The 24,079-nt window shown below is 41.8% G+C and carries 19 protein-coding genes and 2 pseudogenes; 13 read left to right on the top strand and 8 right to left on the bottom strand.

What is annotated here, in order from left to right; all coding sequences use genetic code 11:
- Nucleotides 1-11: 11 nt before the first annotated feature.
- Complete coding sequence (locus H6G26_RS20420) at nt 12-887, top strand: MBL fold metallo-hydrolase (RefSeq protein WP_190730996.1); 876 nt, start codon at nt 12-14, stop codon at nt 885-887.
- 361 nt (nt 888-1,248) lie between these two features.
- Nucleotides 1,249-2,013, top strand: coding sequence for a thioesterase II family protein (locus H6G26_RS20415; protein ID WP_190730995.1), 765 nt, complete (start codon nt 1,249-1,251; stop codon nt 2,011-2,013).
- A 75-nt stretch (nt 2,014-2,088) separates the two neighbouring features.
- Here H6G26_RS20415 and H6G26_RS20410 read toward each other — a convergent pair whose 3' ends face one another.
- Nucleotides 2,089-2,490, bottom strand: coding sequence for a biopolymer transporter ExbD (locus H6G26_RS20410; RefSeq protein ID WP_190730994.1), 402 nt, complete (start codon nt 2,488-2,490; stop codon nt 2,089-2,091).
- The gene (locus tag H6G26_RS20405) at nt 2,474-3,127 is read right to left on the bottom strand and encodes a MotA/TolQ/ExbB proton channel family protein (RefSeq protein WP_190730993.1); all 654 of its coding nucleotides are present in this window, start codon (nt 3,125-3,127) and stop codon (nt 2,474-2,476) included. The genes H6G26_RS20410 and H6G26_RS20405 overlap by 17 nt, the downstream gene beginning before the upstream one ends.
- A 342-nt stretch (nt 3,128-3,469) precedes the next feature.
- On the opposite strand from H6G26_RS20405, the gene H6G26_RS20400 reads away from it, so the two are divergent.
- The 5 genes from H6G26_RS20400 (at nt 3,470) to H6G26_RS20380 (ending at nt 7,636) form a co-directional block, all read left to right on the top strand.
- Complete coding sequence (locus tag H6G26_RS20400; RefSeq protein ID WP_190730992.1) at nt 3,470-4,918, top strand: energy transducer TonB; 1,449 nt, start codon at nt 3,470-3,472, stop codon at nt 4,916-4,918.
- Between the two features lie 288 nt (nt 4,919-5,206).
- Nucleotides 5,207-5,395: a hypothetical protein gene (locus H6G26_RS20395; RefSeq protein WP_190730991.1), complete on the top strand. Its 189-nt coding sequence runs from the start codon at nt 5,207-5,209 to the stop codon at nt 5,393-5,395.
- A complete protein-coding gene (locus H6G26_RS20390) occupies nt 5,385-5,765 on the top strand; it encodes a signal peptidase I (RefSeq protein ID WP_190730990.1) in 381 nt (126 codons plus the stop codon). The genes H6G26_RS20395 and H6G26_RS20390 overlap by 11 nt, the downstream gene beginning before the upstream one ends.
- A gap of 137 nt (nt 5,766-5,902) precedes the next feature.
- Nucleotides 5,903-6,427: a hypothetical protein gene (locus H6G26_RS20385; protein WP_190730989.1), complete on the top strand. Its 525-nt coding sequence runs from the start codon at nt 5,903-5,905 to the stop codon at nt 6,425-6,427.
- A gap of 360 nt (nt 6,428-6,787) precedes the next feature.
- On the top strand, nt 6,788-7,636 hold the full coding sequence (locus H6G26_RS20380) for a cyanophycinase (protein ID WP_190731029.1): 849 nt from the start codon (nt 6,788-6,790) through the stop codon (nt 7,634-7,636).
- A gap of 405 nt (nt 7,637-8,041) precedes the next feature.
- On the opposite strand, the gene H6G26_RS20375 is transcribed toward H6G26_RS20380, so the two are convergent.
- The 5 genes from H6G26_RS20375 to H6G26_RS20355 form a co-directional block, all read right to left on the bottom strand.
- Nucleotides 8,042-9,319, bottom strand: coding sequence for a glycosyltransferase (locus H6G26_RS20375; protein WP_190730988.1), 1,278 nt, complete (start codon nt 9,317-9,319; stop codon nt 8,042-8,044).
- Between the two features lie 954 nt (nt 9,320-10,273).
- On the bottom strand, nt 10,274-11,587 hold the full coding sequence (locus tag H6G26_RS20370) for a dihydroorotase (RefSeq protein WP_190730987.1): 1,314 nt from the start codon (nt 11,585-11,587) through the stop codon (nt 10,274-10,276).
- Between the two features lie 139 nt (nt 11,588-11,726).
- Nucleotides 11,727-13,079, bottom strand: coding sequence for a histidine phosphatase family protein (locus H6G26_RS20365; RefSeq protein WP_190730986.1), 1,353 nt, complete (start codon nt 13,077-13,079; stop codon nt 11,727-11,729).
- A 692-nt stretch (nt 13,080-13,771) separates the two neighbouring features.
- A complete protein-coding gene (locus H6G26_RS20360; RefSeq protein WP_190730985.1) occupies nt 13,772-14,125 on the bottom strand; it encodes a hypothetical protein in 354 nt (117 codons plus the stop codon).
- Nucleotides 14,126-14,292: 167 nt separating this feature from the next.
- Nucleotides 14,293-14,478, bottom strand: coding sequence for a hypothetical protein (locus tag H6G26_RS20355; RefSeq protein WP_206757547.1), 186 nt, complete (start codon nt 14,476-14,478; stop codon nt 14,293-14,295).
- 292 nt (nt 14,479-14,770) lie between these two features.
- Between H6G26_RS20355 and H6G26_RS20350 the strand changes: the two genes are divergently transcribed.
- The 4 genes and pseudogenes from H6G26_RS20350 to H6G26_RS20340 all read left to right on the top strand — a co-directional run bounded on the left by H6G26_RS20350 (nt 14,771) and on the right by H6G26_RS20340 (nt 18,884).
- Entirely contained in the window at nt 14,771-15,811 is a 1,041-nt protein-coding gene (locus H6G26_RS20350) for a hemolysin family protein (RefSeq protein WP_190730983.1), read from the top strand.
- 457 nt (nt 15,812-16,268) lie between these two features.
- Complete coding sequence (locus tag H6G26_RS20345; protein WP_190730982.1) at nt 16,269-17,486, top strand: HAMP domain-containing sensor histidine kinase; 1,218 nt, start codon at nt 16,269-16,271, stop codon at nt 17,484-17,486.
- Nucleotides 17,487-17,905: 419 nt separating this feature from the next.
- A pseudogene (locus tag H6G26_RS42720) lies at nt 17,906-18,097 on the top strand (hypothetical protein); the annotation flags it as partial.
- Between the two features lie 49 nt (nt 18,098-18,146).
- Nucleotides 18,147-18,884: an SIMPL domain-containing protein gene (locus H6G26_RS20340; RefSeq protein ID WP_190730981.1), complete on the top strand. Its 738-nt coding sequence runs from the start codon at nt 18,147-18,149 to the stop codon at nt 18,882-18,884.
- 159 nt (nt 18,885-19,043) lie between these two features.
- On the opposite strand, the gene H6G26_RS20335 is transcribed toward H6G26_RS20340, so the two are convergent.
- Complete coding sequence (locus H6G26_RS20335; RefSeq protein ID WP_190730980.1) at nt 19,044-21,314, bottom strand: bifunctional (p)ppGpp synthetase/guanosine-3',5'-bis(diphosphate) 3'-pyrophosphohydrolase; 2,271 nt, start codon at nt 21,312-21,314, stop codon at nt 19,044-19,046.
- A 351-nt stretch (nt 21,315-21,665) separates the two neighbouring features.
- Here H6G26_RS20335 and patD point away from each other — a divergent pair, with 351 nt between their 5' ends.
- Together patD and H6G26_RS20325 are read left to right on the top strand one after the other, a co-directional pair.
- Nucleotides 21,666-22,019 (top strand): heterocyst frequency control protein PatD, encoded by a 354-nt coding sequence (gene patD / locus H6G26_RS20330; protein ID WP_190730979.1) that lies wholly within the window; start codon nt 21,666-21,668, stop codon nt 22,017-22,019.
- A gap of 923 nt (nt 22,020-22,942) precedes the next feature.
- Nucleotides 22,943-24,079 (top strand): annotated as a pseudogene (locus tag H6G26_RS20325) (hypothetical protein); the annotation flags it as partial.

The following is a 24,079-nucleotide window of genomic DNA, read 5'->3' as shown; positions in this document are numbered from 1 at the left end:
AAAGGATTAATATGGCTCATTTAAATCAGCGTCGTCTCCAAAATGTCAACGGCGATTTTTATGTAGATACCACCTGTATTGATTGTGATACCTGTCGCTGGATGGCTCCTGAAGTATTTTATGATGTTGATGATCAATCGGCTGTTTATCATCAACCAACCAATGAGGCGGAAAGATTAGCAGCGCTTGAAGCACTTTTGGCATGTCCTACTAGTTCTATTGGCACTGTTGAAAAACCAAAAGATATCAAAGTTGCTCAACAACAGTTTCCAATATTAGTAGCAGAAAATGTTTACCACTGTGGCTATCATTCTGAAAAATCTTATGGTGCTGCTAGCTATTTAATTCAACTTCCAGAAGGTAACATTTTGGTAGATTCTCCCCGGTTTACGCCGCCTTTAGTCAAGCGTTTAGAAGAAATGGGGCCAATTCGTTATATGTACCTAACTCATAAGGATGATGTGGCAGATCATCAAAAGTTTGCCGAGCATTTTCAGTGCGATCGCATCCTCCATGCTGATGATATTACTACGGATACTCGCAATGTAGAAATACAGCTAACTGGTTCTGAACCATTTGCTTTGACACCTGATTTATTAATTATCCCAGTTCCCGGTCACACCAAAGGACAAACTGTTTTACTCTACAAAAATAAGTTTCTGTTCACTGGCGACCATCTCGCTTGGTCAGAAAGATTGCACCAACTGATTGCATTCCACAATGCCTGTTGGTATTCTTGGTCAGAACAGACTAAATCAATGCGTAACTTGGCTAATTACTCTTTCGAGTGGGTGTTACCAGGTCATGGGCGAAGGTTTCATGCTGATAGGGAAACCATGCGCCAGCAGATGCACAAGTGTATTGACTTAATGGAATCTTTGGATTGACCGAATAATTAATAATTATTTGGTCATCTGAAAAAAGCCACGAAAAACTTAATCCCCTTAGCTCAACTTTATCCAATTACGCAGCATAAACAGCAATATACCGTAAACATTCAAATAAAGGGCAAGGTACTTTTAGGGAACTCCAAAAAATAAATTATTCCACTTGAGGTAGTTGACTGTTAACAGTTAACAGTCGCAATGGAATATTTTTTTAGTTGGAAGTCCCTTGTACAAGGCATCGCTTTATCAGACTCACCACTAACGGCTGATATCGCCCAAGGTTCCATTCCTGTCATAAGATTATCAGTGAATATATTTAAAAATTAAACCAGAGTTGTGTTCTCTAACTCTAAGCTCTATTATGACAACTACGCCAAGCTTTAATTCCTGGGTTATCTGTCCCCAACCTAATCTTCAAGCAAACCTGCGTTTATTCTGCTTCCCCTACGCTGGTGGTAGCGCAGCAATTTTTCGGACTTGGCCTAATAATTTACCTAGTAATGTCGAAGTCTGTGCTGTGGAATATCCGGGACGGGGAAGACAGATTAAGTCACCACCCTTGACGCGATTAGAACCTCTTATTGAAGCGATCGCTCCAGTTCTCATGCCATACTTAGACAAACCATTCGCCTTCTTCGGTCATAGTATGGGCGGATTAGTTAGTTTTGAGTTGACCCATCTACTTCGCTCTCAGTATAATCTTACTCCCTTTCACCTCTTCATCTCTGCTCGTCGCGCCCCGCAAATTTCGTCCACAAAACCACCTCTCCACGTTTTATCAGACCCTGATTTGCTCAACGAGCTACACAGTCTTAACGGTACACCCAAAGCAGTATTAGAAAGCCAGGAACTGATGCAGATGTTCCTTCCCATTTTGCGGGCAGATTTTGCAGTTCTAGAAACTTATATTTACACTCAAAGACAGCCACTGGAGTGTCCTATTACTGTTTTTGGTGGTTTGCAAGACCAAGAAGTTAGTCATGAAGCTTTGCAAGCATGGCGAGAACAGACTATTGCTGCTCTCTCAGTACATGAGTTCAACAGTGACCACTTTTTTATCCATTCACAGCAAGAATTATTATTTAAACTTATATCTCAAAAATTGCAGATGCGTAATAGCCATTAGATAGGAAGGAGCTAGGAGCCAGAATATAAAATTTTCCTGACTCGCTGAACTTCTTATATACAATATTTCTACTGTTTATTTTTGGGTAGCGATCGCTAATTTTGCCCCTTCAACTTGACGTACGCGATCCATCACAGCCACTACTCGCCCGTGACCAACTTTTTCATCAGCATTAATAATTACCAACACTTCTGAGTTAGAACCGATTAGAGCACGCACTTGCGCTGTTAAATCATCAACTGTGGTTGGTTTGCGGTTCAAACTTACTATTCCTTGTTCATCTACCGTGATCGTAATTTTAGAGGGAACTTGCTGTTGTTTTGCCGTAGCTGCCTTCGGTAAATTTACTGGTAAACCTTCTGAGCGTGTTAAAAACAGAGTTGACATAATAAAAAATGTCAAAATTGCAAATATCACGTCAATCATCGGCAAAATGTTGATCTGCACTGGAATTTCTGGTTCATCTTGTAGACGCATAAGTTTTTTCTCCTCGTTCATAACGACGGCGGTAGAGTAATTCTAGCTGTCCCCCATACTCCTGAATTAGGGCGATTTGCCGTTGGTACAGTCCCCGAAAGGTGTTGGCAAACATGAGTATGAATATAGCAACGATCAATCCCGATGCTGTTGATACTAGAGCTTCACTAATCCCAGATGTAACACCAGTTGTTTTAGTACCTCCCACATCACCAAGGTTTAGGGAGGCAAAAGAGGCTATCAATCCTAACACAGTCCCGAGAAGACCCAACAGTGGTGCCAGACTAATAATTGTCTCAAAAAGGTTTTGGAAACGTTTTAACACAGGTATCTCAGCCTGTGATTCGCTTTCTAACGCTAGACGAAATTCCTCTGGATTTGGCTCCTCTAATTCTAAAGCCGCTAGAAAAATCCGGGCGAGTGGCAAGTCTGCGTTTTTCTGAAGTTTATCCATTGCACCGACAACATTATCGAGACGGTAGAGATTCAAAACATCTCGCACTACCCGGTTTTGACGCTTATTGATCCTTACCCAAAACCTGATCCGCTCGATGATAAGTGCCACACCCAATACCGAAAACGCCAACAGGGGCCACATGACGATACCGCCTGCTGCAAACAAATTCTGAATTCCCATGTAGTGCCTCTATAACGTCATCCACAATACAAAATTAGACTACCAGAATCTAGAGGAAAGCTGAAACTTTTTCTCAATAAAATATAAAATATAATGATAATTTTTTCAAATGTAATTATCATGATTTTTATTTAATCGTTTCTTCGCGTTACATAAAGAAATTTAATTAAATTGCAATAAAAATTAATCTTGTCCAAAAACCATGATATGTGATGCTTTCAAAAGATTTTTTGCTAGTCCAGGGTTCCGTAAAGCTATCCCAAGTAATTTGAAGTTTTTACTTGATATTTGTAACCTTGCATTCTAAGATAGCTAAATTAGTGAGAATAGGTAGCAATAGCTATGAGCTTTTCTGGCATTACTGTCAAGCAACGTTCCAAAGAAGTTGAGGCTCTCAAGTCTTTTCTGACTTACAGTCTGATAGGTTCACTGGCGCTGCATATCGGCGTACTGTCCTCAGGCATAGGTAATTATTTGACGAGAATGCCTAAAGAAGAAGATGAAGCAATAGAATTAGCGATCGTAGATTCTCCGACTGCGGAACCAGAAAAACCGCTTGAAAAAATTCCAGAAGAACCCAAAAAATTACCAGAAGTTATTCAAAAACAGTCTATAGAAACTCCGCCAGTACAAAAACCAGTACAAGAATTTATTGAAAGACCAAAAATTCAGCCAGTTGAACAACCAAAACAAATTACTCAAAACCCACAGCCAGCAAATACACAAATTGCTCCCAAGCCAGAAGTCCCTGTGACAACTGTTGCTCCCTCCACAAACCAAGACAGTCAAAAGTTAAGAGGAGTTTTAAGCGAACTAAGAGACTCAAAAGCCAGCCAAAATGCTGGTGGAGGTGGCGGTGCTAGTGGAGTTCTCACAGGCTCCGGCTCTGGTGTTGGTTTAGGTACGGGTTCAGGAAGTGGCTCTGGTGTTGGTTTGGGTACGGGTTCAGGAATTGGCTCTGGCTCTGGCTCTGGCAGTGGTACGGGTTCAGGAATTGGCTCTGGCTCTGGTAGTGGTGTAGGCAATGAACGAGTAAAGCGTCCGCCAATAGCAACAGCGCCAACACCTCCAAAAATTAACAGTTCAGGTAATGGTCGTGCAGATTGCCGTGAAGGCGGATGTAGATCCAACTATCCAGAGGCAGCAAGGCGGCGAGGCATCGAAGGCAGAGTAGAAGTAGCTGTTGATACTGATGCACAAGGCAATGTTACTAATGTGCGGATTGCTCGCTCTAGTGGCAACCGTGACTTGGATGAAGAAACCATCAGACAAGCGCGTGACTGGAAATTAAAACCCACAGAAGGTGGTAGACAAGGGGTAGCTATAGCCACTGAATATGCCATAAAAGGTTCACGGCGATATCGCCAAGCTCAAGAACGGAAAACACAAAGACAAGCAGAAGAGAGAACTCGGCAAACAACGGCTGCAAACTCCACAGAGGAAGCTCCAAAACGTAGGCCCAGACGGATGATACCTGCATCTACTGAAGCTACAGTTAGAAAACCAGTAATATCTGGATTTAGTAGACGGTTAGAACCTCAAAAAGCGGAAAGTACTGCTACAAGCCCATCATCTCCAGCTAGAACAACTCGCACTCAAGGAAGTGCAAGAGAGTCCTTACGCCGCATCCAACGTGAGCGAACGGCTACCGATTCATCACCAAAGCCACAACCAACCGCAAAGCGGCGTCGGCGGCGCCCAGACAACGCTAATCAGAACAAGTTGCGGGAATCTTTGCGCGGTTTACGCCAACAACCTCAATCGCAACCTGCTGCTCCCAGTCAAGAGTAGCTGTGTACACACAAGTCCGCAGCCATATATTTATTTATAAAAAGGTGTCGGGAAACCCACTCTTTTGAAAGATGGGATGAGAAACGCCCCGACGCCGTTGATGGTTGACGGTTAACAGTCAACAGTTGACAAAAATTTGGCTAGAGGATTTTAGGACTTGTGTGTACATCGTAGCTTTGGGAGGGAGAAGTTGGTCGAACTCACCTTAATCTAAAACCGTAGATGGACGCGGATGGATACAAATAATTTTGATAATTAATCATCTGTGTTCATCTATTTTAATTAGTTATGAATGAAGAAGCCTCCAGGAAGGTGATGAGCAATGTCTACGACAGGCTGCGCCTACGCACTTTTTCTCATCTAGAGCAACTAATACCCCACTCTCTACAACAATATAACCGGGTATTGTTGTCAATTGAGATTACGGTAAGCGTAAATAGTTCACTTCCTTCTTTTGAGGTGAGTGATGCAGCCTAAAGTTATTTTTGGGAATGCTGCAAGCGAAGGTGCAAATCGCTGGGGCTGGTTTATGGGTTACTTCATCACCCCAGATGATGATCCTCGCTCAACCACAGCGCTGGAAATAAAGTGGGGTGTCCATAAAGCGGGAGACTGTAGAAACGAGTGGGGAGTTAACAACACAGCAGCTACTCTTTCCATTTTGATTAATGGCCAATTTTGCCTTCAGTTTGAGGATAGAGAGATGATTCTATCTCGTGAGGGTGATTATGTGTTGTGGTATGCAGGTGTACCACATTGTTGGGTTGCTCAGTCCGACTGTACTATTTTGACCGTGAGATGGCCTTCAACACCATGTGATAGTGTAGCAGTGCGATCGCCACAATAATAATTTTCAACCCACATTCCGCACTTCTTAGGAATAAAGCGGTAACTATCTACTCTGATAGAAATAACTGAAAGCTTCCTTGACTAGAACCTAAATAACGTTTTGTGTTAGCAACGTGCGTTACCGCACGAATTTCCATGTTGATTTGCATCGAAGCTCATATCCCTTTTCCTCGTCCTTTAGTTTATGCCACTTATCGAGACAAGCTAACGGAACTTGTGCCGTATATGTCAAAGGTCAGACAAATTAAGTTCAAATCAAGCCAAGAGCAAAACGGACTTTTATACCTAGTCCATGATTGGTATGGTGGTGCCAATCTTCCAGCATTAGCGCGTGCTTTTTTAAGCGAAGATTTGCTCAATTGGACAGAAGATTCTATTTGGAATAATTCTGAATATACAACTAGTTGGCAGATCAAAACCCACGTCTTTAGTGAAGCAGTTCACTGTACAGGCAAAAATCACTTTCTCGAAGATGATAAAGGAACGCTAATTCAGAGCCGGGGTGAACTAATTATTGACCCGCAGCAGATTAAGGGTACACCACAACAGTTAACAGTGGCGATCGCCCGCATCGTTGAGAATTCACTAGGAAAACAGATTACACCTAATTTCCAACAAATGAGTGAAGGAGTTCGTCACTATCTGAAGAAGGTGAATTAAGAATTCAAAATTCTTGCTTTTTGGGAACTCCAAAAGACTGATTTCTTATTCCCTATTCCTTACTATCTAGCTATGCAAATATGTATGGCTACGCGATGCTACGCAAGCAGAAGTCAAAGCGTATTCCTATAAACCATTTAATTTACCAGAAAGTGCGAACTAACTCCATGATTGCCAATTTTACAACTTGTCTATATTAGACAACAGCCTATAGCTTGTGATTTTAGACTACTCACCCTAAATTCAATAATCTTAATAAAAAAATCATCTTAAAAGATGTCTTTCAATATCTCTAAAGACTGATGGTATAGCGTTAATTATTATAGTTAATTGAAATTAACTTAATATTAGGAGTCTGTTATTGTGGAAAGTATTAGCAAACAACTCATAATTATTGGCGGCGCTGAAGATAAAAAGGAAGATTGTGAAATATTGCGCGAGTTTGTACGACGTGCTGGGGGTACGAAGGCAAAAATAGTAATTATGACAGCAGCGACAGAACTACCTAGAGAGGTTGGAGAAAATTATATTAGAGTATTTGAACGGTTAGGAGCTGAAGATGCTCGTATTCTTGATACGGAAACTCGTGATGATGCATCTTCTTCTACAGCATTAGAAGCTGTCAGCAAAGCTACAGGAATATTCTTTACTGGAGGAGATCAAGCTCGGATCACAAGCGTTCTTAAAGATACTGAACTTGACACAGCTATTCACAAGCGTTTTGCTGAAGGGGCAGTTATTGCAGGCACAAGCGCAGGAGCAGCTGTGATGCCAGATAAAATGATTGTAGAAGGCGATTCTCAAACTAACCCTCGGATGGAAATTATAGATATGGGTCCAGGTTTAGGCTTTCTACCTGGAGTAGTAATTGACCAACATTTTTTACAGCGTGGACGCCTGGGACGCTTAATTTCAGCTTTGATACAAGAGCCTGCTGATTTAGGATTTGGTATTGATGAGAATACTGCAATGGTAGTTACTGATAGACAAGTTGAAATCATTGGTGAAGGTTCAGTTACAATTGTCGATGTAGAGTCTACATATGACAATATGGGCGAAATTTTAAAGGATGAGGCTTTAGCAATTTGTGGAGCAAAGCTTCATATATTACCGCGTGGCTACAAATTTGATTTGAAAACTCGCCAACCTATCTTAAATAATGGCTCTATACCAGATGTGTCTGTATTAGCAGGTTCAGCAAATACTTAACTTTGAAGGTAAGAAAAAACATCTAAAGCGGGATATATTTGTTGGTTTTTAAGCCAAGTTATTTACCGTGCTAGTTGCGATCGCCTCTTCCTAAGTCTATCCCTTACCAAAGGGTTGAAACCTTTCAAAAGCCGTTAATTATGCCTAACAGGCGTGCCATTCGTCTCAGAACCGAATGGCATGCCTGTTAAAGTTTAACTGAAAATCTGTATCTCCAAAGAATGCGATCGCTACTTTATCACTCTCTACTTTTTCAAAGTTTTAAAATTATTAAAGAAGAATTCCGAATCTAGGAATCAGCAATTTTTTAGTGGGTAATACAACTAAAACCTCGAAATAACGATATCAGGAAATTTATCGCAAATTGCGAATTGCGAATTGCGAATTGCGAATTGCGAATTGGATTTATACCATCTCTATAACCTTAGAACGTTGGGATTGAGTAACTTGCTCAATGATATTTGCTGCCCGTTTCACGCCGCCTAAAAGTTGAATTGACTGCTGAATTCTGCGGGCATTGTTTTTGTAAGAATTTTCCGTCAACACTCGCTTAATTGCTGTTCGCAGGTTGGAAATATTTAGTTTTTCTAGAGAAATCACCTCTCCTACTCCAGTGGAGCGAATTCGCGCGGCAGTTCCTGGTTGCTCAAAGGTGATCGGAATCGCTACTACAGGTACGCCATAGCTAAGTGAATCTAATGTCGTATTCATGCCTGCATGAGTTATTGTCAGACTAGCGTGCGCTAGTATATCTGGTTGCGGAGCATACTCAACTACTAAAGGAGAACCAGGAAGCGAACGCACCGCTTCTTCACTCATCCCACCCCCATGAGCGATTACTAATTGTACATCCAGTCCTTTACAAGCAGCAGCAATACAACGAAATACTGCTTCTTTGGTGTTTTGCACGCTTCCAAGAGAAGCGTAAATCATCGGCTGTCCAGTCAACTTCTCGTAGGGAAATGTAACTAATTGTGGTGAAGCATTTCGCAACGGGCCAACATAATGCAGGTGCGGTGGCAGGTTGGGAATGAGAAACTCAAATAACCCAGGTTGTTGACTAATATGGGCAAGTTGTGCATTAGAAGCGTAGATGTGGCGATAATCAGACAGCTTCCACTCTTGGCGGTAGCGATTAATTGTTTTTAAAATCGGTTGACAACTACGATCTAAAAAGTAATAAGCCAAGAGATTGCGGATTTTTGATAGATGGGTATTCTGGTAATTCCAGGGAGTGAAAAAAGGAGGAACATCGGCTCGGCGGTGAATTACCTGTCCGCAAGAAACGCAAATGAATGGGAGATTGAGATATTCTGCTACCGTTTCACCAGCAGGTTCGAGTTGATCTACCAGTAAGACTTCTATTCCTGTCGCTGCGATCGCTTTAGGTGCATCTTGGCAAATAATTTCAACCATTTGCTGACAGAAGTCGAGGGAGTAATCCAACGCCTTCAAAGCGCTTAACTTTCCCAACTGAGCAAAGGTTTGAGCCATTGAGCCAGGTTGATAGATCGCTTCACCAATCGGATAGAAATTTAACCCCTCCAATTGCACCTTTGATTCCAAATCTGGAATTTGTAAAAAGGTGACGCGATGACCGTGCGATTGAAGTTCTCTTCCCAACGCAGCTTGGGGATTCAGGTGTCCGGGATAGGGCGGGCAAATAATGCCAAAGTGAGTCATAAGTCAAAAGCTAACAGGGTATTGATCGCTAATAGAAAGTGATTGCTATACTTTGTGTTTGTAAACTGCTGGAAGTTTTTATCAAGGTACATCGGAATACTTATAATGTTCTTGATGCTAGCCAAAGTCATAGCAACTAATGAGTGACCAAAAACTGGTAATGAAATCGTTTGAGCGTGATGGGGATGAACTTAACCTTGTTCAAGTTATCAATGGGGCAAAAATGTACCAAAATGAAACACTTAAATGGGTCGTTTAAAAAATAATATTCAACCGTTAATTGCAGCTTTTCTGTTCGATTTAATTGGCTGCATTCTAAATATAAAACTAGGTTGTTTGACTTCTATAAAGCTAGTACCGTAAGGCGGAAGTCAAAAGGATTATGGAATTGGCTTTTTAGTTTTTAGCGATTTTTAATCGTTGCTCTATTTCCACCGTGGCGTACTAAATAGATATCGGGGTATCATTACTGGCTACTAGCAAGAGTTCTACCCTCCCAACTTAATTTTTTCCACAAGTAATACTGTTGTTTATGAGAGTTATTCCGCCTTCTAAAACAGGCTAATGTTAAATAGCTTTGTGTTCATAAGCACAAAGGTATTTAACACTACATAAAAGTCAAGAATCTCGCTGCTTGATGCCTAAATCTTTCCGATATGCTCCAGTATTTGCGAGAGATGCCACGCCATTCATATCGTAGTATTATTTGTAACGTTATCTCCGAGGTTATCAAAATTATTGAAGCGTTAATATAACACAATCTAGTAATAAAAACTAGGTATAATTTAGTAAACAAAACCCAAGCAATTTTATATCAATAGAGCAGTTGTATTTAGTGATTTTAGGTAAGCTACACGAGCTATTGTCTAATTATTTGAAGTTAGGCTGAGTTTAAAATACCAATGCATTAGTATCTTCATTAAATTTCATGCATCTCAGACTGGTTTGCATTTTTCAACACCAGGTCTGCACAACATGGCCCTTCACTTGTTGTCCTAACCAAGGTGTATTTTGTGAAAGTGTATAAAGATTTTTGCGTTCGACTTTCCAGGTTTGCTGGGGATCAAATAAAGCAAGTTCTGCTGGTTGATGAGGTACGATCGCACTGACTTTTTGCCCCAAACACTCTGCTGGATTGGTACTCAATGCTCGCCATAATTCTAAAGCTGTAAACTCCTCAGTTTCAACGAGATATTGCCACAGCAAGGGTAATGCTAACTCTAAACCAATTGCTCCTGGAGGCGCTTCGGCAAAGGCTTGGACTTTTTCTTCGTAGCTGTAGGGTGTGTGGTCAATAGCGATCGCATCTATGACACCTGCACGCACCCCTGCACGCAACGCCGCCACATCACTGGGATTTCCTAAAGGCGGGTCTAAATGCAAGCTAGTGTTATAACTCTTAACTGCTTTTGTATCAAGTAAAAGGTGCATCCAGGTGGTGCTGGCGGTGATGGGTAAACCAGCAGCCTTAGCTGAAGCAATCAGTTCCACGCTGCGAGATGTGGAGACGCGCATAATATGGACTGGTGTACCGATGGCTGCAACCAATTCAAGCATTGCTGCTATCGCAGTAGTTTCAGCGCTGGCGGGTATTGGGGGTAAACCAAAACGCAGAGCATCTGGACCTTCTCTCATTACACCATTTGCTGATAACTGGCGATCGCTAGGCCAAAATGCCACTAGTTTACCCAACGGCTGGAGATATTCTAATACTCGTCGTACCAGCGCCAAATTTTCAAAGGGCCTACCATCGGTAAAACCAACAACTCCGCTAGAGGCTAAATCTGCAAATTCCGTCATTTGCTTTCCAGCAACATCTAGAGTGATAGCGCCCCACAGATGAAGCAGGGGGAGAGGAGAGGTAGGGGGAGCAGAGGAGGCAGGGGGAGCTAAATTAATTTTTTCCCTCTCTTTCATCTCTTCGCGTCTCTTCTGCTGCAACTGTGCCACAAGTGCAGGGTTATCAATAGCTGGGGATGTATCGGGTAAGATGTTAACTCTGGTAAAGCCGCCAGCAGCAGCAGATTGTAACAGAGATAACAGGGTTTCCCGTTCTTCAAATCCTGGTTCACCGGAGTGGCTGTACAAATCCACTAATCCAGGCCCGAGAACTAATCCCTGACAATCTCTGATTTGAGTATCGGGACTTATATCCGCAATGTGCGAAGCTACTGCTTGGATAGAACCATTAGCAATCAGCACATCAAAGAGTTCGTCGATTTCAGAAACTGGGTCAATTACCCGTACTTTTTGCAGCAGTTCAGTCATAAAACTTTTTAGTTAGCAGTCAAGAATAAAGTTAAGAGTTAGGAGTTATAAGTTATGAGTTAGGAGTTATCAGTTATTTGTTCCTTGCTCATCATTTTTAACTTTATTCATCACTCATAATTTTTCACTCCTAACTTTTTTACAATGCCCCTGCTGCTGTTTTATCTAATACGCCTCCACCGAAGTGAGCGGTGATGTTCATCGCTTGCAATACTGGTAAACCATCGATTCCAGCAGGGTAATCGATAACGCTGACTGCGCCATTACCCTGGCGAAAATTCCAGAAATTTTCTAGCGGTAAACCCAGAATGTGACAAAGTAAGGTTTTATTAGTTGCGTCGTGAGCTACTACCAATACAGTTTTGAATTGATTAGTTGCTGCGGCTTCCACAATTGATTGCCAAGCTGCAACACTGCGTTCCCACACCTCTTGCAAATTTTCCCCTTCAGGCATTTGCACTTGGGTTGGTACTAACCGCCAACGCTGCAACTCTCCGGGAAACTCTTGCTCTATCTCTGTTTCTAATTTTCCTTCCCAGAGTCCGTGGCTGATTTCTCTTAAACCAGCTTGCAAGTCTAACTTTACATTAGGATGTTGTTTTAAAATAATCTCTGCTGTTTCTTTAGGGCGCAGCATTGTGCTACTTACAGCAAAATCAATCGCTACCTCTTTGAGAAATTCACCTGCTTTTTGCGACTGTTGTCTACCGTTGTCGTTGAGGGGGACATCAATTTGCCCTTGAAACCTGGTTTGGCGATTCCATTCGGTTTCACCGTGACGCACCAATAGCAACCGTATTCCTTGATGATCTGGTCGCAATGAGGGTAAAGTTTCCCCAGTGTGTTGCGTCTGATTTAAGGATTCTAGCTGGACTGGTTCGCCCAATCCCCCAGCAAAATTTAGTACGGTGATACCACAGTTAGATTGCTGGATTGAATGGTAGCGACTTGCAGGGATTCCCAGGGCTGTGCTAATTAGGGCGCGATTAATGCCGTTATGTCCCACTATCAAAATGGTTTCACCTTGATGTTGAGACAAAGTTTCTTGCCAAAACTGCCGCGCTTGTTCGTATAAAGCAAGAACAGGAAAATGTTCTCTTGTTCCTTCTGCATCATTTAGCAGCATCCGCAGTTCATCAGGGCGTTGATGCCAAGTGCGGTAGTCATCGGCAAACTTTTGCTTAACTTCAGCAGTCAGCAGTCCTTCCCATAAAGGGAGGTCTATTTCTAGCAGTAAATCAGAAACTTGGATTACAACAGATTGTTCAGGATGAGTAGCTAACTCACTATGGATAATATCTGCTGTGTGTTTCGCTCGTTGCAGAGGACTGCTATAAATCGCATTAAATAAAATATTGCTGAGGGCTTTGCCTACAAGACTTGCATCGTTACGACCTTTTTCGGTTAATGTTGACGCATCAGTGCGTCCCTGAATACGCCGCTCGGTGTTATAACCGCTTTGACCGTGGCGCACAATGATGACACGAGTCATCTAAAAGCCCTCCTCTTATCTAGACGATTAATTCTACTGCAAAATGATTGCACAATTAGCAGTAAAGGAAGGTGCATTTAGCTAAGACGGCATTTACATCGCTGCTGGAATTGCTGTCTCTATCGCCTTGAATATCCCACTAGCCTGTATTTTTGGAGACATGAGGGAGAATTATTTGAGTTTTTGGTGATAATACCTAATTTACATGACTTTTAGGCTGACCTGAAAACGGCAGGCTTTCCTATGGATAAAGTTTCTGTACTCGGGCAGAATGTAAGCTCTGATGAGATAAGCTGTTACGCATTTAATTTGCACATTGAGATCGCAGGGGGGCAGGGAGCAGGGGGGCAGGGGGCAGGGAGCAGGGGAGAGGGTTTGCAGCTTTTATCACCAAATGACGATTAGCTTAGTGACTGTCGGCATTAACCCTAACTTTTCACGTTATGTGGAAAAGTTCACGAAAACCTACCCTTCCCGTGCCGGGAAGGGGGAAAATTCAAAGTCTCTCTCTTTAAAGGAAGAGAGAAATAGAAGTGAGGTTTTCAGATACCGTGAAAAGTCAGGGCAGTAACCAAGGTCAAAAAAGAGGAAAGGGGCACAGAAGAAGAGCCAATACTTTATGTATTGGCTCTAAAAGAAAAGTAAATAAAGGATCTACATTCAAAACTACAGCATCAACTTTTATAGCTGAATTACTCTTCCTCTAGATCGAACTGTACTTGCAATCGATCATTCTCACTCCCAGACTGAGCCGGCACTAAGAAAACAGAAGTGTCTGGTAATGATAATGATTCGTTAAACTGGATTCTAACTGGAGTTTTATTATCTCTTATATTATTGTTGGAGATGCTTGTTGGATTAGTTTGCTCAAAAAAACTTCTAAAGTCATCTTGGGCTGTTCTATTATCAATTCCAACTAGAGAATTACCAGTTAATCTGTATTGTCCTGGATTTGAGCTTGATGTTGGTGCCTGTGCGTACACCTGGCTTCCTAAGCTTGCAAAGCCTGCCATAATCCCCAAGAAAGCAATAATTTTGGTGTTCATTGTTTTATCCAAATTATCTTTAATATTGCTCGTCTATTATTCTCTGGGAAAATTATTTTGATTTACTCTATCGTTAGGTGCTACTACAATAATTGTATTGCGTATATACTTAGCTTGTCAATAATTACGTTGTTTTAAGCATTACCAAGCTATAGCCTTGGTATTTCTTAGGAAATTGGATTATCTAGCTCAGTTTCCAAGCGATCGCAGTTAAGTTCGTTAAAATATACCAGTATTAAATCAGGGATATTGTCAGGTAGATCAGTCACATTGCCTCGTTTAGTGGCAATCACTGTTTGACAACAAGCTGCTTCTCTACGATGCTGTGCGATCGCATTACCCGAATTAGCCACAAGACCGAAAAATATGATTATATTTTGACAGTTCAATCTAAGCGATCGCTAATCAATATCATTCTTGTTCTAAATTAATCGCTTTTGCAAGCGGAGTGGGGTTCTCTGGGGTAAGCGATCAAGCAGACATAATACAACTACCTAAAGGCTGAAAACTGAGTGCTATGGGAACAAAGCCTTCTTGGGTGATGGGCTTAAAATAAGAAAGCGGTAAACTCAGAAGATAACAAGATAGCAATTCCTTTGACTATCAGTTAACCTCAACTTTCGCTTCCCATACTTGGGAAACTATATGCCACAGCTTCTAATCATTGTGTTTTTTGTTCTGTTAGGTTCAGCACTTTGTTCTAGTGTAGAAACAGCCCTCTTCTCTGTTTCGATACTGAGAGTCAAACAATTAGCACAATCAAATAACCCGTCAGCAGTGAGACTTTTAGCGATTCGTGAAAACATGAATCGACCTATTGCGACTATTGTCATCCTCAACAATACTTTTAATATCATTGGCAGTATTCTCACAGGTAGCATTGCTACTCAAGTATTAGGAGATAAATGGCTTGGTGTATTTTCAGGAATATTGACATTCTTGATTATCATTTTTGGTGAAATCATCCCCAAGACAATTGGAGAGCGTTATTCTGAGCAAATCGCTATATTTGCAGCCCTACCTGTGGCTGGACTTGCTATCGCTTTCACACCCTTAGTCTGGATTCTAGAAAATGTTACTGCACCCTTTGCCAAAGGGAAAAAACGACCAACGACGAATGAGGCTGAAATAAAGCTATTGGCGAAAATTGGACATCAAGAGGGAATTATCGAAAGTGATGAGGCAGAAATGATCCAGCGGGTGTTTAGATTAAATGATGTGACAGCATCTGATTTAATGACACCCCGAATTATGCTGACATACATTCATGGGGATATGACTCTTACTGAGGCGAAAGCAAACATTATTGCGTCTCAACACACTCGGATTATTGTCATAGATGAATCTCTTGATGAAGTAATTGGATACGCCTTAAAACAGAATTTACTAACAGCAATGATTGAAGGAAGTAACAATCAAAAAATCGCTAACTTGACTCGAAAAGTTAACTTTGTCCCTGAAATAATTCGGGCAGATAAACTGTTGAAAAACTTCATAGAAGCTCGTGAACATCTAGCAGTAGTGGTAGACGAATATGGAAGCATCGCTGGTGTAATCACTTTGGAAGATGTGCTTGAGGTGATAACTGGTGAAATTGTAGATGAGACTGATAGAACTGTTGATTTACAAGAAATTGCCCGCAAGAAGCGAGAAAAAATGTTGCAGTCTATGAATACTGGAAATTAAGCTTAATTCTGAGCAACTTGGATATCACAAATAATCTGCATTGTCTTCACGCTGACTGTGCAGACTCTTTTTCAATGCAGCCCTCAGTAAAAAACTACAAATTGCTGATTACACGGATTTTATATTTAGTAGTATTGCAAGTATACTGATGCAAATATTTACAAATTATAATTCTATAAAAATTAGAAATATTATGTTTGTCGTGTCTTTTAATAAAGTTAGATAAATAAGATAATAAAAACTTGAGAATGTTAAGTATCTTAGTCTATAGCCACAATCTACTTAATTAAGCGATCGCTCTTGTGTTGATGGTAAAATAAACTAAAGTAATTAGTTCAACAATCAGCTGTCTTTTCACTAACCTGCATCTTCCATCAGTTGTCAACTTGACATCAGATGCACTAAGCTAGCTTTAGCGCAAGGGGCTTCGCGCTGACTCTGTTTGGTTAGGCAAAAAATGGATTTTAGTCAAACTTTAATTGCAAAAAGTGATGCCATTCTTCATCAATGGGTAGAAGCGGTTTACCAAGATAAACAAATTGAAGCTACTAATGAACTTACTTTCAAAGCTGTACGGGATAGCTTACCTCGCGTTTTGAAAGCATTAGCAACAGTACTTTCTGAATCTGAAACGAGTGATTTGCAGACAGTAGTAGATGCAAGTTTAGAACACGGTACACTTCGCGCCCAACAGGGATTTGAACCAGAAGAAATTGCACGAGAGTATCGTTTACTCCGGTTTGTGATTTTTGCTTTTTTAGAAGAAGATTTATTACAAGGATCTGCACAAGAAGTACTTAGGGCTGTTCGCCTGATTGATACAGTAATTGATGAAGCGATCGCCCGTTGTTTTAACAGTTATACTCAAGGAAGATTACAAGAGCTTAAACAGCTCCAAAGTCAGTTGCGGTTGACTAACCAAGAGCTAACTCGTTTGGTTCGCGCCAATCAAGATAGCCTCTCTCATTTGGCTCATGAACTGAAAACGCCCCTCACTTCAATCATCGGTTACGCAGACTTATTTCTGCGCCAGCAGCGTCAACAACCAGAATTCAAAGACACTTATGCAAATCTTGAAAGTATCGAGCGAGTTCTCAAGAGTGGTAGACTTCTTGTCCGATTAATTAACGATACTCTGGAAATTTCGCGCTATGATGCCGGACAGATGAAATTGCAGCCTACTTTAACTGATGTGCGTAGTTTAATCAACTTCATTTTAGAAATGATTGAGCCATTAGCGCGTGCTAAAGAATTATCCTTGGTTGTTGAATGCGAACGCGCTCCAAGTCAAGTTAGCACAGATCCGCTTCGGCTTCAGCAAATTTTGACAAATCTGCTGAGTAACGCAGTTCGCTACACAGAATCTGGTTCAATTCATTTGGAGTGCTGGACGGTATCTCAACAGCAATGGGCTATCTCTATTACTGATAGTGGTATTGGTATTTCTCCAGATGCTCAAGCCCAAATCTTCAATCCCTATTTTCGGGAAGTAACTGCTCCCCAAGTGCAAAGTTCTGATGGTACAGGATTAGGTTTAGCAATAGTCTCTCGATTGGTTCAGTTAATGGATGGTGAAATTAAAGTAGATTCACACCTAGGAAAAGGGTCTACATTTACAGTAATTTTGCCATTAGAACCGATGCCTACAACAGGCTCCACCTACGCTCAGGTATGACTATCGAAACGCTTTTGATTAAGGAGGCAGGAGGACGTTCGCGCAGCGTGTCGTAGACAAGGCAGTTCTTGCTGGAGGTAATCCCCATAAATAAATTTAGGGGATTTAACAAGGACACAGTATTTCTTGCGCTGCGCGTCGACGCTCGTTCGCGTAGCGTGCCGTAGGCAAGACTCGCTCTAAGCGAAGCATCCCGTTGGCGCAGCCTCTCGTAGAGAAGGGTATACGCTGCGCTATCGAAATACATATTTCTTTATTTTTTCATAAATAAATTTAGGGGCTTGTGTCCCTTTTGGCAGAGAGCAAAAATTGTATTTCTTCCTTCTGCCTTCTGCCTCCTGCCCTCTGCCTTTCTTCGGTCATTAGTCATTAGTCATTGGACTAATGGCTAAATCCGTGGATGGCTATCCCAAACACCCATTGAGGGGATACGATTCCCGCCGATTTTTTTGACTTCCGCCTTGCCGTACTAGTCGTTCTCACTCGTAAAGATTCTAATTCATACTGTCTTTTTCTGGCTTAACCCCAACAATTGTGACCCTCTTCAGTTCGAGAAGACAAACGTGTTACAGAATATTAACTCGCACATGGCCTTAACAAAGTACTCCTAAGATTAAAACATTAACAGATATCAAACATCATCTAAGTAAGGAGAATAAGATGGCTGACACAAATAATCCCACGGGTGCGAGTGAGGAGACTCTTGTGTTCGTCGCTCCCCTGACTAGTAGCATTAATCCAAACACTGCTCAGATATTGGAAGTTACTGGTCAAGGAGAGGTCACTGTTCCTACTACTTTAACTGAGGTGCAACTGGGGATTGAAGTACAGGGAGAAACCGCAAGCGAAGTTCAAGAACAAGTTGCTCAACGTTCAACAGCAGTAGTTGATGTGCTGCAAAACCTTGGGGCACAAGAACTTCAAACTACATCTATTCAACTAAATCCCGTCTTTAGCTTTGAAAATGATACTCAAACCTTAACTGGCTTTCGAGGAATCAATACACTTCAGTTTGAGTTACCAACGGAGCAAGCTGGGGCAGCAATTGACACAGCTATTCAAGCAGGCGCGAATGTAATACAGAATATAAGCTTTACTGCTTCAGACGAAGCATTGCAGCAGGCACGCCTGCAAGTTCTTAGCGAAGCTGTTAAAGATGCTCAAGCTCAGGCTGGGGCTGTTTTTAATACCTTGCAGTTAACCCCTGGAGAGATTATTGACATTGATATTAACTCAGCTAACAATCCTAGCCCATCTCCTTTACTGTTCAATCTAGCAGAAGATAGGGCTTTGGCAGCAGGTGCTACAACTCCTATTATTGGTAGTCCTGAGACGATAGAAGCTAGTGTTTCTCTAGAGATTCTTTATTTTCCAGCTCCAGTAGGACTCTCGACTTAGTACACCACGGCGTAAAGATAGCAACCATTTAAAATCTCTAAAGAGCTTATTCCATAACACTTTTGACTTTTGACTTCCGCCTTGCAGTAGTAGCTGTTTGTCAATTCTAATGAACTTAAACTGGTGCGTTACACTCTATGAACGCACCCTAACAATTACCTACTCGTCAATTTGACCAACGCGACGGATATTCAAAATATCGCTCATTTTCTTAATTTGGACAAACACTTGCTCTAGTTGAGAGCGATCGCGTATATCTATTCCTAAGTCGATCAATGCAGGTTGACCAACAGAGGTTTTCACCTGAGCATGACGAACATTGATTCCTTGGTCACTCAACCTTGACAAAATATCCTTTAGCACCCCTACACGGTCAAGAGCTTCAATTTGAACATCCACAGGATACGTGTGCGGACGACCACTATTTTCGGCGGCTGGGTTCCACTTAACTGGGACTAAGCGCTCGTACTCTACAGTCTCCAGATTATTGCAGCCTTGGCGATGAATTGAAATCCCCCTACCTCGCGTCACCACACCAATAATTGGTTCGCCAGGAATCGGGGTACAACATCCAGCTAAATAATATACCAACCCCTCTACCCCAATAATTGGCGAATCTGTGGAGCGAGAGGTAGTTGGCGGTGCATCTCGTAAAGCTTTTGATGTAGTTGGTTCTTTGGGAATAAATAAAGGCACAGTGGAAACTGGTTGATGTGCCTTCGCCACTTCTCGCCAACGATTTAGCACCAAGTTCAACGTAACTTCTCCGTAACCCAAACCAGCAAGTAAATCGTCCACGCTGTGGTAGTTACACTTTTCGGCGACAGTCTCCATCGCATCAGACTTCAGCAGACTATCAAAACCAGTTTTACCGAGTTCCTTTTCTAACAATTCCCGTCCACGGGCGACATTTTCTTCCCGGCGCGATCGCTTGTACCATTGTTTTATCCGATATTTCGCCGCCGAACTTCTGACAAAGTTTAACCAATCTAAACTCGGATGGCAGTTCTTTTGGGTGAGAACTTCTACAATATCGCCATTATGTAGCCGCGTTGATAGAGATACCATTCGCCCATTCACCCGCGCCCCTGAACAATGGTTTCCCACTTCCGTATGAATGCGATAAGCAAAATCTACAGTGGTGGAACCGGGGCATAAAGGAACAACATCCCCCTTAGGGGTGAAGACATAGACATCATCTTCAAATAGATTATCTTTGACGCTATCAAGATATTCTTGTGCATCTTTAAGATCAGTTTGCCATTCCAGCAGCTGTCGCAGCCAAGTAAACTTGTCATCCGTCCCTGTCAAATGGCTAATACTAGAACCTCCAGTTTCTTTGTACTTCCAATGAGCGGCAATCCCATACTCGGCGATATGATGCATTTCGATTGTCCGAATTTGCACCTCTAAAGGACGGCCAGTTAATCCAATCACCCCAGTATGTAACGACTGGTAACGATTAGGTTTTGGCAGTCCAATATAGTCTTTAAATCTCCCAGGAATTGGGCGAAAAGCATCATGAACCACCGCCAACGCCCGATAGCATTCCTCATTGCTTTGAACAATAATCCGCAGCGCCGCCAAATCGTAAATTTCATGAAATTCCTTTTGCTGGCGGTGCATTTTTTGGTAAATGCTATAAAGGTGCTTGGGACGACCGCTAATTTCCTGAAAGCGGATTCCGGCTTGCTGCAAACGTTCTTGCAACATATTGGTAGCTTTAGCCAATTTCTCTTCTCGCGCCGTCCGTTTTTCGGAAACATGCTCCTGCATTTGGCGGTAGGCTTCCGGTTCCAAATACTTAAAAGCCAAATCTTCCAGTTCCCATTTAATTCGCCAAATCCCCAAGCGATTGGCTAGAGGCGCGAATATATCTCGCGTTTCCTGGGCACTGCGGCGGCGGCTGGCCTCTGACATATATTGTAAAGTTCGCATATTATGCAAACGATCTGCCAATTTCACCACAATTACCCGAATATCTTGCGCCATTGCCAAAAACATCCGGCGGAAGTTTTCGGCTTGGCTTTCGGTTTTGCTAGTGAAATTGATTTTAGAAAGCTTGGTGACACCTTCAACCAATTGCCGGACTTCTGGGCCAAAGCGTTCTTCTATTTCTTGACTTGTAACTTCTGTATCTTCAACGACATCATGAAGAAATCCAGCTGCTATCATAGCAGCACTACCACCCAAGTCACGCAACAATTCAGCCACAGCAATGGGATGAGCAATGTATGGTTCCCCTGATTTGCGGTATTGGCCTTGATGCAGTTGGTAAGCAAATTCAAATGCGCGACCAATTAACACCGTATCACTATGCCTTCGGTCATCTTCTACCACGCTGTTACTTGTAGATGACTCCTTCAAACATTTCTTTAACCATTCTGGAATGGTTAGATCAACTGATGAATTTATAGCTAGACTGCTCATAAAATCGAGTTTGGATAAGATCGGTAGATAAGTGAATGATAAATAAAACCGGCAGCATCAACCTAAGAAGATGCTTTCGCCCAGAGTCGGGTAGAATAAACACTGTAAGGATGATTGTCCAATTGCCGATAGCGTAGCGTAAAGCCTGCGGCATGGCTTCGCTTAGAGCGACGCAGGAGCGTCCGGTAGTCATCCTGTTTTAGTTTCAAGGATCATAAAGAAAGAATAATCCATTGATGGCAAACAAAGCCTCAAATAACGATTTGAGGCTTTTGGTGCTGATAAGTGTTTAAGAAAGTTTATTGTAGAAGAAAAATTACTTGACATTAATACTATCTTAACTAGCACTGGATGTCTTTAAACCGTGAGAAATATCAGGCACTCGTAACCTTGCTAGAGCAATTACGCTCCGATGCCACAACTACCCAAATCGTTGCGCCCGAACTGCGAGTGCGTGTAGCCTCGTTGCAGCAATTTTTCGGGCAGCAAATTGTGCCCTTGGCTGATGAAAACTGGCGAGTCCAGTCTTATCAAACGGAAATGAGCAAGCAATTGCGCTTGTTGGCAATAGATGTGATGTTTTTGCAAGGAGCGCGGCAAGCATCTACTGTACAAACGAGACTTCAGACGATTAGCGATCGCTTGACAACCCTCATTCAATACTGTAATGCCATTTTGCAACCAGAAGCGGAAGGAGAAAAATAACAATTGTTCACCTTTTTCTCTAATTAATCCATCATCTCATTTACAACCGTTCGTGAAAAGTTATTTTGGCAACAAGTTGGGAATGGGGAAGAGGTATTTAAATTTTTGCTTTGGGGATCGCTCTGACAATGGCTACTAACATTAAACGTTCTAGTTTTGACCAATTTGGTTATGTGCAGGGCCCATTGAAGTGGGCGATCGCTTTTACAGCTTCCCTTTGTGCGATCTTAGATGGTAACTAGATATGCGATCGCAAATGTTGTCTTAGGGAACTCTAAAAAATAAATTATCCAATTTCTGGACTTCACTACGAATTTCCTTCCCCTGCTCCCTGCCCCTTTATCTTACGCAGATTGCTTTCGAGTGGTAAACTTGCTGTTTATTTGCTCACTACCCGTGTTACTATTTTTGGATGTAGGCGATGCAGGAGCGAAAGCGCCAATTAGTCACTAGGGAGAAATAGCGATCGCACCCCAATTTTAAATTCTTTTTGATTCAACTTGGTACTTGTCTTGGTGGCAAACAGGGTTAGCCCTTCCGACTTCTTTTCAATACCAAATATTTGTTCTTTTAACCTTTTATAAATCTTTTCTTAAAGTTGTTGACATAACTTAAGGTTTTTGAATGTGGATTAATCATAGTAAAATCCGTAGCTTTTTGACTGCCAAATAGTTTTTTTAATGGTGATATTGCGATTGTCAATGTGACAAAATTTCGGATTTTAAATTTTGGATAATGGAATTGAAGACTCAAAATCTAAAATTCAATGGCAGAGCCAGTGACTTGATTGCTGGGATCAATCTAAAATCAGAAATCTAAAATCCAAAATTGCCTTACTTGATTACGTTTGCAAATTATTCGTAAATATCAGCTTTTCAGGCGCTTTTCAAACAATACAAAGTAAATTGAAGGAAACCTTATTAATGGTTTTGACACAAGGCGATATTGCTTTTATCTCTTTCAATGCCGATGAAGATGGCTGGTCTATTGTCACCTTTGTAGACATAGATCCGAATACAACTATTTATTTTAGTGACGGCACAGCTGCGAGTCCGACCGCTATTGGTAACAGTGAATCCTCGTTTGTATGGAATACGGGATCTCAGAAAATTACTGGTGGTACTGTAGTTCGCTTTAGTGCAATTGATAGTACTAGTCGCGCATCATCTATTGGTACATTTACAGTTGTTAACTCAAGCGACTTGGGACTCAATACAACTGATGAGACTGTTTATGCCTTTCTGGGAAATAGTGCGACTGCCCCAACCACAATTCTAACTGCCGTCTCAACTGAGGCGAATAATAACAGTCTGACTACTGTTGGATTAACTGATGGAGTTAATGCGATTAAACTCACCAGTAGCACTGACTATGGTCAGTATACTGGTTCCCGTAGTGGACAAACCAGTTTTGTAAACTATAAAGCGCTTGTTAACAACAGTGCTAATTGGACAATTGATACCGAAGGTGACGGGGCTAGGATAGTTCCTAACACCATAAACTTTGCGATCGCCAGTGGAAATCCCACAGTCAACTTATCTCTCAACACTAACTCAGGAACTGAAGCAGGAACAACCCAAATTATTGTCACCGCTACTGCATCCAGTGCCGTATCTAGTAATCAAACAGTCAATTTAGGTGTAACAGGAACAGGCATCACCACCAGTGATTACAACCTTAGCAACAATATCATCACCATTCCTAGCGGACAAACCGCAGGTTCTGTCACCTTCAGCGTTGTAGATGATGCTGTGGTTGAAGGCGCAGAAACCGCTACATTGACCATCAGTAATCCTTCCGCAGGTATTACACTAGGCACTACTTCCCAAAACATCACTATCGCTGATAATGATATTGCTGCCTTTCCAAGCGTCAACTTATCCCTGAGTACTACTGCTGGCTTGGAAGCAAACACAACAGCTATCACCGTTACTGCTACTGCATCCAGTGCCGTATCTGGTAATCAAACAGTCAATTTAGGTGTAACAGGAACAGGCATCACCACCAGTGATTACAACCTTAGCAACAATATCATCACCATTCCTAGCGGACAAACCGCA

The sequence above is a fragment of the Nostoc sp. FACHB-888 genome (genome assembly GCF_014696655.1).
Lineage (GTDB): Bacteria > Cyanobacteriota > Cyanobacteriia > Cyanobacteriales > Nostocaceae > Nostoc.
The sequence above is the reverse complement of the archived record's forward strand: the minus strand, read 5'-3'. Positions and strand labels throughout refer to the sequence as shown.

Excerpts from the sequence above, each read along its gene's own strand:
- H6G26_RS20340 (WP_190730981.1), top strand. The coding sequence starts at position 18,147 with ATGGCTGACACAAATAATCCCACGGGTGCGAGTGAGGAGACTCTTGTG.
- H6G26_RS20390 (WP_190730990.1), top strand. The coding sequence starts at position 5,385 with ATGCAGCCTAAAGTTATTTTTGGGAATGCTGCAAGCGAAGGTGCAAAT.
- H6G26_RS20370 (WP_190730987.1), bottom strand. The coding sequence starts at position 11,587 with ATGACTGAACTGCTGCAAAAAGTACGGGTAATTGACCCAGTTTCTGAA.
- H6G26_RS20365 (WP_190730986.1), bottom strand. The coding sequence starts at position 13,079 with ATGACTCGTGTCATCATTGTGCGCCACGGTCAAAGCGGTTATAACACC.
- H6G26_RS20385 (WP_190730989.1), top strand. The coding sequence starts at position 5,903 with ATGTTGATTTGCATCGAAGCTCATATCCCTTTTCCTCGTCCTTTAGTT.
- H6G26_RS20360 (WP_190730985.1), bottom strand. The coding sequence starts at position 14,125 with ATGAACACCAAAATTATTGCTTTCTTGGGGATTATGGCAGGCTTTGCA.
- H6G26_RS20345 (WP_190730982.1), top strand. The coding sequence starts at position 16,269 with ATGGATTTTAGTCAAACTTTAATTGCAAAAAGTGATGCCATTCTTCAT.
- H6G26_RS20400 (WP_190730992.1), top strand. The coding sequence starts at position 3,470 with ATGAGCTTTTCTGGCATTACTGTCAAGCAACGTTCCAAAGAAGTTGAG.
- H6G26_RS20405 (WP_190730993.1), bottom strand. The coding sequence starts at position 3,127 with ATGGGAATTCAGAATTTGTTTGCAGCAGGCGGTATCGTCATGTGGCCC.
- H6G26_RS20415 (WP_190730995.1), top strand. The coding sequence starts at position 1,249 with ATGACAACTACGCCAAGCTTTAATTCCTGGGTTATCTGTCCCCAACCT.
- H6G26_RS20395 (WP_190730991.1), top strand. The coding sequence starts at position 5,207 with ATGAATGAAGAAGCCTCCAGGAAGGTGATGAGCAATGTCTACGACAGG.
- patD (WP_190730979.1), top strand. The coding sequence starts at position 21,666 with ATGTCTTTAAACCGTGAGAAATATCAGGCACTCGTAACCTTGCTAGAG.
- H6G26_RS20350 (WP_190730983.1), top strand. The coding sequence starts at position 14,771 with ATGCCACAGCTTCTAATCATTGTGTTTTTTGTTCTGTTAGGTTCAGCA.
- H6G26_RS20335 (WP_190730980.1), bottom strand. The coding sequence starts at position 21,314 with ATGAGCAGTCTAGCTATAAATTCATCAGTTGATCTAACCATTCCAGAA.
- H6G26_RS20420 (WP_190730996.1), top strand. The coding sequence starts at position 12 with ATGGCTCATTTAAATCAGCGTCGTCTCCAAAATGTCAACGGCGATTTT.
- H6G26_RS20410 (WP_190730994.1), bottom strand. The coding sequence starts at position 2,490 with ATGCGTCTACAAGATGAACCAGAAATTCCAGTGCAGATCAACATTTTG.
- H6G26_RS20375 (WP_190730988.1), bottom strand. The coding sequence starts at position 9,319 with ATGACTCACTTTGGCATTATTTGCCCGCCCTATCCCGGACACCTGAAT.